At 62.5% G+C, this 14,818-nt stretch carries 11 protein-coding genes and 1 pseudogene; 8 read left to right on the plus strand and 4 right to left on the minus strand.

What is annotated here, in order from left to right:
- Positions 1-28: 28 nt before the first annotated feature.
- The 5 genes from ACSFDB_RS14930 (at position 29) to ACSFDB_RS14950 (ending at position 5,314) form a co-directional block, all read left to right on the plus strand.
- Positions 29-2,485, plus strand: coding sequence for an MFS transporter (locus ACSFDB_RS14930; protein ID WP_440771730.1), 2,457 nt, complete (start codon positions 29-31; stop codon positions 2,483-2,485).
- Positions 2,486-2,544: 59 nt separating this feature from the next.
- A complete protein-coding gene (locus tag ACSFDB_RS14935; RefSeq protein WP_440771731.1) occupies positions 2,545-3,060 on the plus strand; it encodes an OB-like fold-containing membrane protein in 516 nt (171 codons plus the stop codon).
- Positions 3,053-3,544: a metal-dependent hydrolase gene (locus tag ACSFDB_RS14940; protein WP_440771732.1), complete on the plus strand. Its 492-nt coding sequence runs from the start codon at positions 3,053-3,055 to the stop codon at positions 3,542-3,544. Before ACSFDB_RS14935 ends, ACSFDB_RS14940 begins: the two co-directional genes overlap by 8 nt.
- 103 nt (positions 3,545-3,647) lie before the next feature.
- On the plus strand, positions 3,648-4,766 hold the full coding sequence (locus tag ACSFDB_RS14945; protein WP_440771733.1) for a DUF4330 family protein: 1,119 nt from the start codon (positions 3,648-3,650) through the stop codon (positions 4,764-4,766).
- A gap of 2 nt (positions 4,767-4,768) precedes the next feature.
- The gene (locus tag ACSFDB_RS14950) at positions 4,769-5,314 is read left to right on the plus strand and encodes a hypothetical protein (RefSeq protein WP_440771734.1); all 546 of its coding nucleotides are present in this window, start codon (positions 4,769-4,771) and stop codon (positions 5,312-5,314) included.
- 198 nt (positions 5,315-5,512) lie between these two features.
- Here ACSFDB_RS14950 and ACSFDB_RS14955 read toward each other — a convergent pair whose 3' ends face one another.
- Complete coding sequence (locus ACSFDB_RS14955) at positions 5,513-7,021, minus strand: sugar transferase (RefSeq protein ID WP_440771735.1); 1,509 nt, start codon at positions 7,019-7,021, stop codon at positions 5,513-5,515.
- A 352-nt stretch (positions 7,022-7,373) separates the two neighbouring features.
- On the opposite strand from ACSFDB_RS14955, the pseudogene ACSFDB_RS14960 reads away from it, so the two are divergent.
- Positions 7,374-7,508 (plus strand): annotated as a pseudogene (locus ACSFDB_RS14960) (antitoxin VapB family protein); the annotation flags it as partial.
- Between the two features lie 652 nt (positions 7,509-8,160).
- Positions 8,161-9,588 carry an outer membrane protein assembly factor BamB family protein gene (locus tag ACSFDB_RS14965; RefSeq protein WP_440771736.1) on the plus strand — a complete coding sequence of 476 codons (1,428 nt, stop codon included), beginning with the start codon at positions 8,161-8,163 and terminating at the stop codon, positions 9,586-9,588.
- Positions 9,589-9,963: 375 nt separating this feature from the next.
- On the opposite strand, the gene ACSFDB_RS14970 is transcribed toward ACSFDB_RS14965, so the two are convergent.
- Complete coding sequence (locus ACSFDB_RS14970) at positions 9,964-12,285, minus strand: DUF7827 domain-containing protein (protein ID WP_440771737.1); 2,322 nt, start codon at positions 12,283-12,285, stop codon at positions 9,964-9,966.
- 570 nt (positions 12,286-12,855) lie between these two features.
- Here ACSFDB_RS14970 and ACSFDB_RS14975 point away from each other — a divergent pair.
- On the plus strand, positions 12,856-13,947 hold the full coding sequence (locus ACSFDB_RS14975; protein WP_440771738.1) for a hypothetical protein: 1,092 nt from the start codon (positions 12,856-12,858) through the stop codon (positions 13,945-13,947).
- 30 nt (positions 13,948-13,977) lie between these two features.
- On the opposite strand, the gene ACSFDB_RS14980 is transcribed toward ACSFDB_RS14975, so the two are convergent.
- Entirely contained in the window at positions 13,978-14,439 is a 462-nt protein-coding gene (locus tag ACSFDB_RS14980) for a type II toxin-antitoxin system VapC family toxin (RefSeq protein ID WP_440771739.1), read from the minus strand.
- Positions 14,436-14,798: a helix-turn-helix domain-containing protein gene (locus ACSFDB_RS14985; RefSeq protein WP_440771740.1), complete on the minus strand. Its 363-nt coding sequence runs from the start codon at positions 14,796-14,798 to the stop codon at positions 14,436-14,438. Before ACSFDB_RS14985 ends, ACSFDB_RS14980 begins: the two co-directional genes overlap by 4 nt.
- Positions 14,799-14,818: the final 20 nt, after the last annotated feature.

Below are 14,818 nucleotides of genomic sequence, written 5' to 3' on the forward strand. Positions count from 1 at the left end.
ATGAGTCCGTACACTCACGTGATGGCCAATGACCGACGCCGACTCGAGCGCGCTCGCCGATGCGACCGCCTCGTTTCTCGCGGATCACGACGAGGCGGAACGGGCGCTCGAGACCGTGCTCGAGGTCGACGCCGAAGCCGAAACCTGGACGTTCGACGACGTTCCCCTTGACTCGGGAACGTTCGGTGAACTCGTCTCTCGAGGGATCGTCGAGAAGGCCGGCGGGGAGTACCGGGTCGCCGACGCGGCGGTCGTCCGGGCCGTGCTATCGGGCGAGGCGGTGGAGTTGGATACCGGCGACGATGGCTCCCTCGACTTCCGTTCGGCAGTCGACCTCGGAATCTGGGGCGATCGACGGGCGCTCGCCGGACTGGCCGGCGCGCTGTTGCTAGTCGTCGCGATGCGGCTCACGCAGTTTCGGTCGGTGTTCCGCGGTGATCACGTCGTCTCGCCGGGGAACGACCCGTACTACTACCGGTACTGGACGAACGAACTACTGGCCGAGTCGACGAGTCCGACGGATATCAGCGTTCTCGCGGAGCTGCCGGCCGGCGCCGCCGCTCGACGACCGCTGACCCACGCGTTGAACTGGTGGTTCGCGACGCTGCTTGGCGGGGACCAGTGGGCCGCCGACGCGGTTGCAGCTTGGTTGCCCGTCGTCGCCTCCGTCGCGCTCGCCGTCGTCGTGTACGCGCTGGCGGTCGTGGTGACGAGGGACGTCAGGGTCGGCATCGCCTCCGTGGTGTTGCTCGCGGTCACGCCCGTCCACGCCGTGTACACGCAGGTGGGATTCCTCGAGCACCGGCTCCACCAGTACTTCTGGCTCGGTGCGACGCTCCTCACGCTGGCGTGGCTCGCGGTCGATCTGACGCGGCGGCGCGAGACGACCGCCGGTCGGGACGCGGTTCGCGACCACCTCTCATCGCCGGCCACGTGGCTCGCCGCGGTGGGGCTGGGCGTGGCGCTGGGTGCGTCGGCTCATCTGTGGGGCGGCTCCTCCCTGCTGTTCGTACCGCTGGCCGCCTACGTCGGGCTTCGGGCCGTCGTCGACGCCCGCGAGGGACTCTCGCCGACGCTGGCTAACCTGCCCGTGCTGGTCGGGATCGGAATCGGAACGGCGATCTCGGTCTGGTTCCACACCAACTGGGGCTGGCACTCCGGGTTCGTCGCCTACACGCCCGCGATGGTGCTCGGCGGCGCAATCGCCGTGCTCGCGCTCGGCGATCTGTGGCGACAGTTCGAGCTCCACGTCGGCGGACTCCTCGCGCTCGAGGCGGCCGTCGTCGGCGCGGGACTCTACGCGCTTCGCCGGTTTCGGCCGGCGGACTGGGCGGAGGCGCGGTCTCGAGCCGACGACCTGCTCCTCCGGGAGGGAATCACGGAGACGTCGTCGCTGTTTACCCCCGAGTACGCGGTGATTTTCGGACCGCTGATCCAGCTCGGAGTCGGCTTCTATCTCGGGGTCGCGGTGTTGATCTGGGCCGTCTGGCACGTCTCTCGTCAGTACGAACCGGCGTGGTTGCTGCTCGCGGTGTACACGTCGACTCTCATGCTACTCGCCGCGATTCAGGTCCGGTTCGCCGCACAGTTCGCGGTTCCGCTGTCCGTTCTGGGTGGCATCGGCTTCGTCTACGCGCTGTCGACGATCGACCTGGCGCGGCGGCCGTTCCCGTTCCGACAGGGGACCGACCGACCGAACGCGGTGGCCGCGGACGGCGGCCGCGACGAGCCCTCGATCACGCTGCCCGACGCGCGAAAGCTGGGCTACGTCCTCGGCATCGGCCTCCTCGTCTGCGGCTTTAGTCTGCTCTACGTCCCCGGACTCTCCGGGCAGGTTGCCCACGGCGATTCGGAGTTCGAAGCCGCACTGACGATCGACGAGCATGCTGCCGAGACGGACCGGGAGTACCCCGACAGCTTCGTGCTGAGCGAGTGGGGCGACAACCGGATGTACAACTACCACGTGAGCGGGGAGTCCGAAAGCTACGCGTACGCGATGGCGAACTTCGACGACTTCCGGTTCGGCGACGATCCGGACAGCAACTACAGCCAGTTCGAGGACAGGGTCGGCTACGTCGTCGTGACCGAACGAGAGACCGAGCTACCGGCGGAGAGCACGCACGCGCAACTGCTCGAGGGCCTCGGAACCGGCGGCGACGGCGGCGAGGCGCTCGCCCACTACCAGTTGCTCTATGCGGACGACGATCGGTCCGCGGCGGCGTTCGCCGTCGTTCCGGGGGCGATGATCGAAGCGGACGCCGAACCGGGCGAGACGGTGACCGTCAGTACGTCCGTGTCGGTTGGCGAGAAGTCGTTCACGTACGAACGTGACGTGACAGTCGGAGACGACGGCCGACTCGAGGCGACGGTTCCCTACGACGGGACGTACGCGGTCGGCGACGACGACGTCGACGTCAGCGAGTCGGACGTGCTGGAAGGGGCGGTCCTCGAGGTCGGTGCGGACGGCGATGGAGACTCGAGCTGAGTCGATGATCGTGGTTCGACCGACACCATCAAGACGACGACGGTCCAGCACAGAGACGAATGCGTCTCGCCGCCAGACTCGTCGTCGTCGCTCTCTTGTTCGCGGCGCTTCTCGGCCTCTGCGTGCACTACGGTGGGACCTACGACGATAATTGGCCCCATCCAACGGGCGATCAGTTAGGAGAGGAGTACGACGCCTACGCGGGCGAGCGCGTCCTGCTGTTTGGGAGCGTCCAGTCGGTCGACGGCGAGACGATCGTAATTCACGTCACGGACTCCGCCGACGAGGTCGCGGCCGAACTCGAGATTGACGGCGTCGACAACTCGGTGGCTTCCGGAGGGACCGTCCAGGTCTACGGGGTGCTCGAGTCCGATCGAACGATGACAGCCGACGAAACGGTCGTCGTCGACCGCGACGCGAACGCGTTCGATTACAAACTCGGAACCTCCATCGTCGGCGTCCTGCTCGCGATCGGCTACTTCGCCCGCCACTGGACCGTGAACCCGCGAACGTTCGCCGTCGAACCGCGAGAGACGGAGGCCGCCGAACTCGTGGCGGGGGCAGACGATGGCTGAACTCCTCTCGCACGTCCTCGTTGCCTACGCCATCGGTACCGTCGTGAGTTGGCGTCTCGAGTGGGTGACAAAGCGCTGGGTCGCCGTCGCGATGATCGGCGCGCTCCTGCCGGATCTCAACCGCATCGGTCTCTTCGTCACGGATGCGACGCTCGAGAGCGTCCTCGGCGTCCCCTTCAGCGTCGACGCGATCCACACGCTCGGTGGCGTCGGCTTGCTTTCGGCTATCGGTGCGATGGTCGTCGCCGACCAGCACCGGCGGGTGTTTGGCGTGTTGCTCGCCGGCGCGCTCTCGCACCTGCTCGTGGACGCGGTCAAGGCGTACGCCGACGGTGCTGCCGGCGCGTGGCTGTATCCGGTCACCTGGACCCGCCACCCGACCCCGAACCTATACGTCTCATCCGATCCGGTCGTCCTCGCGGTTGTCGGCGTCACGGCGCTTCTCATCTGGTGGATAGACCACACTCGAGGCGAGGAGCGGTAGCGTACGGTCGACGGAACGGAAGCGAAGCCGCGTCTCCCATCAGGTCACAATACCTATGTGGATGCAAGAAACTCACCACTGATATGAACGATTCGGGTGTGCCATGGAGCTAATCGACGAGAACGGGAACCTCTTCGGGACCGTCAACGTCGTCGATGCGCTCGCTGTCTGTCTCGTCTTCGCGGTCCTCGTCGCCGGCGTCGCGGCCGTCGGGGCGCTCGGAGGGGGAGACGACGCCGATGACGACTCCGCGAACGAAATCCGCTACGCGACTATTGACCTCGGGACGCAGCCGTCGTCGACGGCCGACGACGTCTCGGTCGGCGACGAGATGACTCACGACGACCACCCCCACACGCTCACCGTTACCGACGTGTACGCGGCGCCGGTCTCGAGCGGCGAGACCCACGTGACCGTCCGCGCGGAGGTCTCGGGAACCCACCTCGAGAACGGCGCGTACGCCTTCGGCGACGACGAGTTCGCCCCCGGACAGAACGTCTCGATCAACACCGGCGAGTACGCCGCCACCGGCGGCATCGAGGCCGTCGAAGACGAGGGAACGGAACTCCCGCGCACCGAGACCGAAGTGCTGCTCGAGGCGACGCTCTCGCCGTCCGCCGCCGCGGACGTTCGGGTCGGCGACGAGGTCATGTTCGGTGAGGATACCGTCGCGACAGTCGAAACGGTCTCCGTCTACCCCGTCGGTGACGAGCAACACCGAGTGTTCGTCGGCGCGACGTTGACGACACTCGAGCGTGGAGCGGATCTCCGGTACGGAGACGTACCAGTCGAATCCGAATCGATGATTCCGATCTCGACGGCGGACTACGATCTCGCGCTCGGTGTGCTCGAGACGGGGGTCATCGAGGAGGCCGGCGAACCGGCGACGACGACCGTCGAGATCGACCTCGAGAAGCTGAGCGATCGCGAGGCGAGTCTGTTCGAACCCGGGTTGACCGAGACCGCCGGCGGCGAGACGTGGGCGACGATCCAGGACGTCGACCGCGAACCCGCGTCGGTCGTCGTCGAAAGCGAAGACGGCGAACTTCAGAAGCACGACCATCCGACGCGAGACGACGTGACGCTCACCGTCGAGCTACAGACTCGAAACACCGAACTGGGGCCCCAATTCCAGGGCGCGTCTCTCAACAACGGAGACACCGTCTACCTCGACTTCGGCGTGACGTCTATCGAAGAACGGATCTGGCTCGTCGAGGGCTGACCATGGTCGATTCGAACCCCGGAACCCCGAGATCAACGCTCGAAACCCTCGGAGACCGAGTTCGCCAGGGACTTTCGGCGTCACGGCTCGGCGGCGGCGTTCGAACGCTCGCACGCTTCGTTCGCCACTCGCGGCTCTACCGCTGGTTCACGACCGAGCCCGAGCCGAACGTGATCGTCATCGACCTTCGCGAGACGTACACGGTTGGTCCGTTCATCCGTCTTCTCGACCGCTGTCTCGAGGGGCTTTCGGACGCCGCGACCGACTCCAAAACGGCCGACGTCGTCGCTCGACTCGAGACGGCGTTTCGGAATCGGCCGCTGACGGTCGTTGGACTCGCGACAGCCGTGACAGTACTCGTCTCGCTGCTCGTCTCCGTCGCGCTCGGTCGACTGGGGACGGCGCTACTCGTCACACACGCTGCCCTCGTGTTGGTTTCACTTCTGGGGCTGCGGTCGGAGCGGACGCTCGAGGAGCTTACCGAGACGCGGGCGTGGACGCTGCTCGCTGCCGCGTTCGAGCCACCTGAGCCGCCCGAAAAGCGATAGAGTCGCCATCACGGGCGGACACGTCCCGACCACTCCGGACATCAGCTCTCGAACCGAACCCCGTTTTCGAACGACTGACGTCGCCACAGACGGCTCGAGACGGCTGTCGATGTTCGAAGGGACGATCCGCAAAATCGGTGGCCGGTGTCGAGGCATCTCTCCTCGGTGCGGTCAGCAAGCTCGTATTTCGGTTCGGGGCTATCTCCAGATCATTTTCCGGACGTCCGCGAGCACGCTCCAGACCTGTCGGACGACGATCGTCACGTCGACCCAGAACGACTGTCGGCGGATGTACTCGAGGTCGTACCGCAGCTTCGCGTTCGGGTCGGTGCTGTTCGCGTCGTTGATCTGAGCCAGCCCGGTCAACCCCGGCTTCACGAACCAGCGCTTGCGCCACGCCGGCGCGTCCCGCTCGAGCAACACCTCCTCTTCCGTCCAGACGGCGCGCGGGCCGACGACGCTCATGTCGCCCACAAATATCGACCACAGCTGTGGTAACTCGTCCAGATGCGTCCTCCGCAGGACGCGGCCGACGCGCGTGATCCGGTCGTTGGTTTCGTCGTCGGTGGGCGTCGCGTCCTCGCCCTCGGGGACCATCGACCGGAACTTGTAGACCGAGAAGGTCTCGCCGAGCCCGGCCGTCCGATCCTGGCTGTAGAGGACCGATCCCGGACTGTCGTACTTAATCGCGGTGGCGATCAGCACCATCAGCGGCGCGAAGACGAGCAACCCGACCGTCGCGAACAGGACGTCGAACACGCGCTTGAACAGGTGGTCCAACGGATCCCAGGGCTCGAGATCCACGTCGACCAGTTCGCCGACGTCCCCCGCGGACACGAGCACGCTGTCGGCGTACTCTCGGTGGACCTTGGCGTTGACGCCGTGTTCGTGACAGGCGTCGAGCGCGCCGAAGAACTCCGCTCGGTCGGCCTCTCGGAACGCGAGCACGACGGTGTCGACGTCGCGCTCGACGAGCACGTCCTCGAGGCGGGAGAGCCCACCGAGTCGCGTCAGTCCGGCGAGCGCCCGCGGCTCGTCGAGTGTCGACTCGGGCGAGGGTATCGGATCGGGACCACCCGTCTGACGGCGCTCTACTGCGACACCACCGTCGGCTCTGACATCGCCGGACGGCGCTCGGGGGCCGTGACCGTCGATATCGTCCTCGTTGAACCCGTGGTAGCCGACGTTCGACGGGCAGAGATAGCCCAGTACAGGAGCGTTCACGGCCGGCGCGATGCGCTCGATCTGAGCCAGATCGTCGCCGACGAACAGCGTACGGCCGTCCAACTCGGTCGGTCGGTGACGGATCCAGACGAACCACGCCGGAATCAGTATCGCCAGGAGCCCGACAATCATGACCAGCGTGGCGCGAGGCAGCCTGTGGGACCACTTGAAGTAGCCCAGCGCCGCGAGCGCGAGTCCGGCGACGAGCAGCCGTTTCTGGGCCAGCACGACGGTATCCAGGAGTCGGCGCGGCCGCGGTCGATAGAGCGGGAGGAGACACGCCGTGACGGCGACGACGGAGAGGCCAATCGCCCAGTAGAGCGAGCCGCCGGACAGGACGGTTACCTCGAGGCGATTGAACAGCGGGACGTACGTCGTGAAGACGTGTTGGGCGAACGGGTGGTTGGTGGCGACCACGGCGGCGACGGTCAACCCGACCACGCCGAGGGCGCTCACAATCCGATATCGCCACCCAGTAAGCATTCGTTACGATGAACGAGTCGGCAGTGTCATAACGTTGTTGAAAGCGGTGTCAGACCGAGGATGAGTCGGCGCTACACGGGTCGGTTTTCGGGTTGGAGACCGGCTATAGCTGATCTGCTATCTCGCTCTTTTCAGGAGGTAAGGAGGCTATAACCCAGAGATGTGGAAATCCGCGATGGTAATTATTCAGTTTGAATGTCCCGTACACCAATAACCAGACATGTTTTATCAGTTGACGGTTTCGTAGAATTATGTCGGTCGGCCCGTGAGCGCGGTCGAAGCGACGAGAAAGTCGGACAACGTATCCCGCGAGGAGCCAAAAGCCAAGTAGCGTCGACACGAATGTCAACGTATGGGGACCGCGGACGAACAGATCCGAGTCAGCGACCGGGTGAAGCGTGAACTCGAGCGGCGGAAGCGAGAGAGCGAGAGTTACAACGACGTTCTCGAGCAAGTTCTGGAGGATACCGAAGCTGACTTCGACGATTGATTCGGGATACTGTCGGACAAACAGGCTGACCGCATCCGGAGACGAAAGACGGTCCTCGACATTGAAGAATACTGAACCATCCTCGCCGAGACGATTCTCCAGTGCGATCCGCGGGATCGCCGATAATCGGATCAGCTGAGACGAGTACGGAACTTCGGTGACGGTGTTTGATCGAAGACCAATTTGGACTCGAGCCGAGGCTATCGGCGTCGGTCGTCTCGAGAAGCGCCCGCACCGCGTGATCGATCGCGATACCGTTGTCGATCGCGACGGCTGTCGCTGGGTGGTGTAGCGTCCGAAAGAAATGAAAGTGCGTCGGAGCCGGACGAAGTCCGTTGGTTAGTGAGGCTGACTTAGTTCTGGCGTCGCAGGGCCAGCATCGCGGCTGCGAGCAGAGCGACAACAGTGTCACTGAAATTATGCTTTCTGACATTACATTCGGCGGAGTCTTCAGAAGATTAGTTGCACAGACCTACAGCGACAACGGAAAACAGCTGTGGCTGTAGCGGCTATTGGCTGGGGACTTGACGAGCTGTTTGAGTCGCCAATCGTTTCCCGTCGAACATCGGTCTCTTCGACGAAACACGGGAAACCAGTGGAATCGGGATACTTTTGCCGACGGCAGTTTTCGACGTCAACATAAACCCCTATGGAATCGACGAAACAGTTCTCGCCGTCCCGACGTACTCGAGAACACTCGGGCGCAGCGACTCGGCGACATTTCCTTCGTGTGAGCGGTGCAGTCGCAGTCACGGGGCTGGCCGGGTGTGCCGATACAGTCAATAACTTGGTTGATGGCGATGACCCAGACGGTGCTGACGGCGGTTGTGGCTCCGCCAAGCCTGCAGATACGGTCTCCGAGTACGCGACACATCCGGACGAGGATGTCTCGCTGTTCTGTCGGGGGCTGCGTCGGCTCGGCTACTACCCCGACGAGGTCGTTCCGGGATCGGTGAGCGTGAACTGGACGTTTCCGATCAACTACGTCGGACACACCGCAGCCAAATCGAGTCCCGTCCCGACATCCGTCGGGGAGACGATCCTGTTCGCGGGCGATACGGGCTGGGTACACGCCTACGCACCCGACGGCGAGAAGCGCTGGTCAACGCGGACGGGCGCGACCGAACTGGGTTTTCACGGCTCGGCGGCTATCGTCGGCGACACCGCGTACATCGGTGGCTATGACGGAGATCTGTACGCGCTAGATATCGAAACTGGCGATCTAGTCTGGCGGATTCGATCCGACGAACTCGAGGGGACACTCGCGATAGGCTCAAGCCCGGCCTACTACGATGGGACGCTCTACGTCATCGCCGAGTACGGCTCACCGTCGTCGGGAGCGCTCTGGGCAATCGACGCCGAGACCGGCGAGCCGACGTGGAAGGACGACCGCATCTGGGGCCAGCCCCATCCCTCGCCCACGATTGACCTCGAGGCCGGACGCATCTTCGCGGGATCGAACGACGGCGTCGTCTACTGCTGGGAGTTCCCCTCCCTCGAGTTCGCCTGGGAGTTTCAGGCCGAAGCCGACGGCGAGGAACAAGAAGACGGTGCGTTTCGCGCAGGCGCCGAGATCAAAGGGACCGTCGCGGCCCACGACGGCTTCGGCTACGTCGGCAGCTGGGACAACAATTTCTACTGCATCGACTTGGAGGACGGCACGGAGGAGTGGGCGTTCGAGACGGACGGCTCGATCATGTCGAATCCGGCGGTCGATCCCGAGGAGGACGTCGTCTACATGGGTAACGATGACGGCTACGTCTACGCAATCGAGGCCAAATCCGGCGAGGAGATCTGGTCGTCCGACGTGAACGGCCGCGTCATCGGCGCGCTGTCGGTCACTGCTGGGTCGGTGCTCGCCGGTTCCTACGATTCGCACCTCTATGCGCTCGACAAGGAGACCGGCGATCGGTGTTGGCGAGTCGAGAACCGGGGTCGCGTCACCAGCGCGCCGGTCCCCGTCGACGGCCGGATCTACTACGCCGAGCGGGCCGTGTTTTCGAACTACTACGACGATGATGAGGAGACGGTCATGGATGAGCCCGGACACGCGTACTGTCTGGTCGGCGACGAGTGACGAACGACGGAGTTTGCGCGGTGCTATTGCTTTGATTTCTCCAGAAACACGTAAGAGACACACAGTGGGAGCGTCGATTCGAGCGTTCCGTCCGTACATCCCGTGTAGAGTATGAAAGAGTGCCATCCTTCCGGTGTTAGCACCGATGCGTATCGGCTGCGCTAGTCGTCAACCAGTACAGCGTCGGTCCTCGATTGATATCTATCTCGAGGACCCCTCGAAAAGTTCGAACGAACGAGGCATCATGACTGTTGTTTGTACGACGGCGTAGCACCGTAGTCGACGTATTCGACGAGTGCTGCCGCTGGTTGGTGTAGCGTTCGAAAGAAAGGAAAATGCTGCGAAACCGGAGCGGATCCGGTAGTTAGTTACGGCTTAGTTCTGGCGGCGCAGTGCGAGCATTGCGGCTGCGAGCAGTGCGACGACAGCGACTGCGACTCCGAAGCCGGGCGTTCCGTCGTCGTCGTCGTCATCTTCTTCGCCGTTCTCGTCACCGTTGGCTTCGTCGCCGTTCTCGTCGCCGTTCTCGTCACCGTTCTCCTCTCCGTTCTCGTCGGCTTCGCTGACGGTCAGCGTGCCGTCGGATTCGGATTCACCGTCGACGAGCAGCTCCCAGTCGTAGGAACCGGCAGCAGCGTCTTCAACGGTGAAGGAGTCGGAATCGGATTCGCCGCCTTCGAGTTCAACGTCGCCCTCAATCTGGCTCTCGCCGTCGAGGAGGAAGTCGTAGGAGGCTGCACCGGTTTCTTCGCCGAGGTTCTCGACGGAGACGGTCACGTCGACATCGTCACCCTCAACGGGCTCTGCAGGATCGACGTCAACGTTCCAGTCGAGGTCAGCAGGAAGGTCCTCGTCGGCGTCGACGATGATACCTGCGTGCTGGTCGGTTGCGTCACCGCTTTCGGTGACGCGAACGGTTCGGATCTCAGTTCCGGCCTCGAACTCGGAGAGGTCGAACGTGGTGGAGAGCGCTCCATCAGCGCCGACTTCGCCGGACGAGGTCATAACCTGAGTTGGTGCACGAACGCGGAAGTTCGCTTGCGTTCCGGGTGCGACGTTCGTTTCAGCGGCCAGCTCGGACTCAGCAGAGTTCTGGAGCTGGATTCGGTCGTCGCTGTCGAATTCACCGTGCAGTTCGATGTTCCGCTCTTCAACATCGAATTCCTGAGATGCGGACTGCGTCTCGTCTTCGTCGAAGACGTAGTCGTTGTCTTCAGTCACTGCGAACTCAACGTCCCACGTCTCGTCAACTTCGATGGTGTCGTTAGCCGAGACATCGAAGGCAACGTAGAACATGTTGTTCTCAGCGTCAGGGTGGACAGAGACCACGTCATCGTCGTAGTCTTCGAGAAGGTCGCTCAGGGAGAGCTCGTCTGCGTCACCGTAGCGTGGATCGTTGGTGTCGGTGAAGGTGAACTCGAGACCGCTCTCGTCGTTCCACTCGTTAGTGTCGTTAAGCATGTAGCCGTAGACACCCGAGGCTTCGACCGAGGTGACGAGGAGATCGCCGTTAGCGACCTCGTCATCAGCGGTAACCTGATCGAGGATGTCGTCAAGGTCGTCGTCAGCGTCAACAGTTTCTGGTGCGACGTGCGTCTCGATGTCACCAGTCGAGCGATCGCTGAGGATCAGCACTGCAGCGTCGGTTTCATCTGTGTCGCCATCTGGCTCCTCAACGAAGACTTCCATCTCGAAGTCAGCGTCAAGCAGACGGAAGTCACCAAGGTTCACATCCGGATTGTGAACGTTAACGGTATCTGCTTCGTCAGAGCTGAATGCGGCATCGAGGTCGTCAGTGTTGTTAGCTTTGTAGGTGTTGAATTCGATGGTCACTTCGTCAGCATCGTCGTAATCAGTGATTTCGAGAGTGACATCGTAGTTGTCATCTTCTTCGGAGATGTTCACCCACATCTCGTCGGTCTCGGTAGGCTCGAGCGTGAACTCGGCAACGTCACCGATTTCCTGTTCGTAGGTTGCCTGATCGAACTGTGCGTCAGTGTCAGAAGGCTCGTTCAGCGTGATCGTTGCAGTGGACTCGGCACCAGTGTCAACTGCTTCGAACTCGAACGTGTGTTCGTCAGCCGTGAAGTTGGCCTCGTCGAAGTGGACATCCCACTCCTCTTCACTGGTCACGTCGAAGAGCGTGACGACTTCGTTGTCCTCATGCGTCTCGTAGTCAACGTCTTCGACCAGATCACTGTCGATTGCGTGAACGAGGTCGTCAGCGTCAACGCCGTCGACGTTCACGTTGAGGTCGTAGCCGTTACGTGCAGAGGTAATCTCGAGGTCCTCAGAGTCGCCAAGCGTACTACTGTTGCTAGCGAACTCTGCCTGAAGGTCCTGGTCACTCACACTGAAGTTGGCAGTGGCACCATCAGTGTTAGTAGTGTCACCCTCCAGCGTGTAGCTACCTTCGAGGCTTCCAGTTCGGAGACGGACGTAGTCCGCTCCGTCATCACTCGTGCGGATCGGCATTTCACGGACAAGGTTGTCATCTCCGTCTAGCAGAGCGACTTCATCAGCGTCGCTGTCCCATTCCTCGTTGTCAATACCGCTGAGGTAGAGTGTTTCTCCTTGCCAGAATCGGTCACTGTCACTAATCGTCTCTAAGTCATCGTTACTCACTGCGGCTGCCCCGCCCACAAATGCTGCGGACATGGCAACAACAGAGAGTACCATAAGCGCGGCCAGGAACACTGCGCGTCCCTTTTCGCGATATGAAATTTCGCTTGTCATTTATGTTGTCTTCTTGTTTCGTTTGGTTGGTTTGCGATCGATACGACAGGAGTGCGAGTGAGCAACCAGTGCAAACCGCCGCACTGACCCGCACCGGGTAGGGGTATCAGAAATGTATAAAGCATCACGTAATAAGCTTTCTGGAACACTCAGTAATCGATTACTTCGAGTGTGATTACACAAAATCGCATGACGTGGCGATAATTGACGGCTCGAGCCACCAATTGATACCACCTCGTGAACGTCGATTCTAATCCGGTATTACTCATAAAGAATCTTGATTGTATCGAGCCAGTGTGGATATTCATACACTGTTACTCGCTCCGACCACCCCACGCTCGCGAGTCCGTTTCGCCTAACTTCTGATTACCGCCTCGAGAACCGACACGATCCCAAACCGAAACTGCCCAGCACACCCACGCGAGACGAACGGTCACCAAGACGACCACAGGGGTGGACCGTACGACCCACACCACAGCATGACAGTCGCCACCAGAACAATTTTGCTGACCCCCTCACAACACGAGCGGTATGAATCCGGACCGACGACGCGTGCTACGACTCGCCGGGGCGACGACGGCCGCCTCGATGGCCGCACTGGCTGGCTGTACGAGCGCCGACGACGGCGACGACGGCGGAAACGGGGACGACGACAACGACGAAAACGGCGACACCGACGAGGAAGCCGAACCCGAATCGGAGGGCTCCGAGTCCACCACCTACCCCACCTACGAGCGGTGGCTGGCGAGCGACGCCGACGGCGAACTGCTGTTCAGCTACGTCGACTGGGCCGGCCTCGAGACGTTCGAGGACGACACCGACGAACCGATGCCCGACGACGATCACACCGACGCGGAGGACCCGATGATCCAACTGCCGATGGTCGGGCTCTTCGTCGCGTCGATAACGGCCGGCTTCGCGATTCCGGGGACCGGACTCGATCGAATCGTCGATATGGAGGACGACCTGGCCGCGGCGGACGCCGAGACGATGCTCGAGGAGCTGCTCGTCGTCAACGAGACGGTGCTCTTCCTGGGCGACGTTGCGACCGACGAAGTCGCCGACGCGCTCACCGAAACCAGTGACGACCCGTACGCCGTCGGAACGACGTTCCGGCACGTCGAGGATTTCGGCGACTTCGAACTCTACGAGAGCGAGGCCGACGACGACGGATTCGGCGACCCATCGGATCAGGCCGTGGCCGTGGGTGCCGACGCGATCCTCCTCGCGAGCGACTCCGAAGCCGCGGACGGGATCGACCACGTTCGTTCCGTCCTCGAGACCGAAGCGGGCGATCGCGAGCGCGCGACCGACGAGCGCGAGGCGTTCGACTGGACGCTCGAGACGGCCGGCGAAGGCCACGTCGCCCTCGGCATGTACGGCGGCGAGGAGGATCTCGACGACGTCGAGGAGGCGACCGCGATCGTCAGCTCGCTCGCGTTCGACGCGGACGGCAGCGCCGAGGGCGACTTCGCGGCGACGTTCGAGACGATCGACGACGAGACGGAAACCGAACTCGAGGCCGAACTCGGCGCGACGGCCGACGATCTGACCCTCGAGATCGAGTCCGATCGGGTCACGGCCCGGGGATCGTGGGACGCGGACAACGACGCGCTCGACTAACTATCGCCGGCGATAGCTCGCACGTACTCTTCAGTGATCGGAATGGGGAATACCCACGTCGTCGGGAACGAGCGTGAACCCAAGCGTTCGGAAATCGCTATCGAACGCGAACACGTGTTCGACCCCGTAGGCTGCCGCGAGCGATCCCGTCGCGTGATCGACGAACGAAATCTGCTGGTCGTCGAAGCGAGCGAATTCGTCGCAGATCGTGTCGAACTGCGTTTCGTCGGGGTGAAGGACCGTGATGGCCGACGAATTTCGAATCCGTTGAAGCGTCTCGAGCGCTTTTTCGTGGCTCTTCTTTCGGAGAATTAGCGTCGCTAATTCACTGAGCACGTATCCAGTGGTGTACAGCGGACGAAATCTGAGGTCACCGGTCTGAACACCGTTCATGACAGTACGTGCTCGTTCGTGACGGGGAGAATCCCGGACGAAGTGTGCGAAGAACGCGCCCGTATCGACGAACAGCGGAGTCGTTCCCGGACCGCTCATCCCTCGAGTTCACCGTAGAGGACGTCGTCGATGTCGTCTTCGTCGATCGGCTCGTCGATAGTAAATGCGGGAGCAGTAAAGAGCGGGTCGTCGGTCTCCGCTTCCGTGTGTTCTTCCGACGTCTCCGTCGGGTACCACCACACGACGGTCCGACTACCGAGGGTAACTTTCTCCAGTGCCCCGGCCGTCGCCAGGTCGGACAATCGACGGTAGGCCGTGGATCGATCGACGTCGAAGCGATCGGCAATCTCTTGGGCGGTATGGAACGGCCGACCGTCGGCGAAGTGTTCGAGAACCTCCTCGTCGTCGAACGTCGATTCGAACTGTCCTGATTCGTTCCGATCGGCGTTTCCGGACATCTTCCTCTCTACTCGAGAGA

This window comes from Natronorubrum amylolyticum, assembly GCF_052040145.1.
In the GTDB taxonomy this organism is placed as follows: Archaea; Halobacteriota; Halobacteria; order Halobacteriales; family Natrialbaceae; genus Natronorubrum.

Coding starts and splice junctions, on each gene's coding strand:
- ACSFDB_RS14955 (WP_440771735.1), bottom strand. CDS start 7,021: ATGCTTACTGGGTGGCGATATCGGATTGTGAGCGCCCTCGGCGTGGTC.
- ACSFDB_RS14965 (WP_440771736.1), top strand. CDS start 8,161: ATGGAATCGACGAAACAGTTCTCGCCGTCCCGACGTACTCGAGAACAC.
- ACSFDB_RS14935 (WP_440771731.1), top strand. CDS start 2,545: ATGCGTCTCGCCGCCAGACTCGTCGTCGTCGCTCTCTTGTTCGCGGCG.
- ACSFDB_RS14930 (WP_440771730.1), top strand. CDS start 29: ATGACCGACGCCGACTCGAGCGCGCTCGCCGATGCGACCGCCTCGTTT.
- ACSFDB_RS14985 (WP_440771740.1), bottom strand. CDS start 14,798: ATGTCCGGAAACGCCGATCGGAACGAATCAGGACAGTTCGAATCGACG.
- ACSFDB_RS14980 (WP_440771739.1), bottom strand. CDS start 14,439: ATGAGCGGTCCGGGAACGACTCCGCTGTTCGTCGATACGGGCGCGTTC.
- ACSFDB_RS14940 (WP_440771732.1), top strand. CDS start 3,053: ATGGCTGAACTCCTCTCGCACGTCCTCGTTGCCTACGCCATCGGTACC.
- ACSFDB_RS14950 (WP_440771734.1), top strand. CDS start 4,769: ATGGTCGATTCGAACCCCGGAACCCCGAGATCAACGCTCGAAACCCTC.
- ACSFDB_RS14975 (WP_440771738.1), top strand. CDS start 12,856: ATGAATCCGGACCGACGACGCGTGCTACGACTCGCCGGGGCGACGACG.
- ACSFDB_RS14945 (WP_440771733.1), top strand. CDS start 3,648: ATGGAGCTAATCGACGAGAACGGGAACCTCTTCGGGACCGTCAACGTC.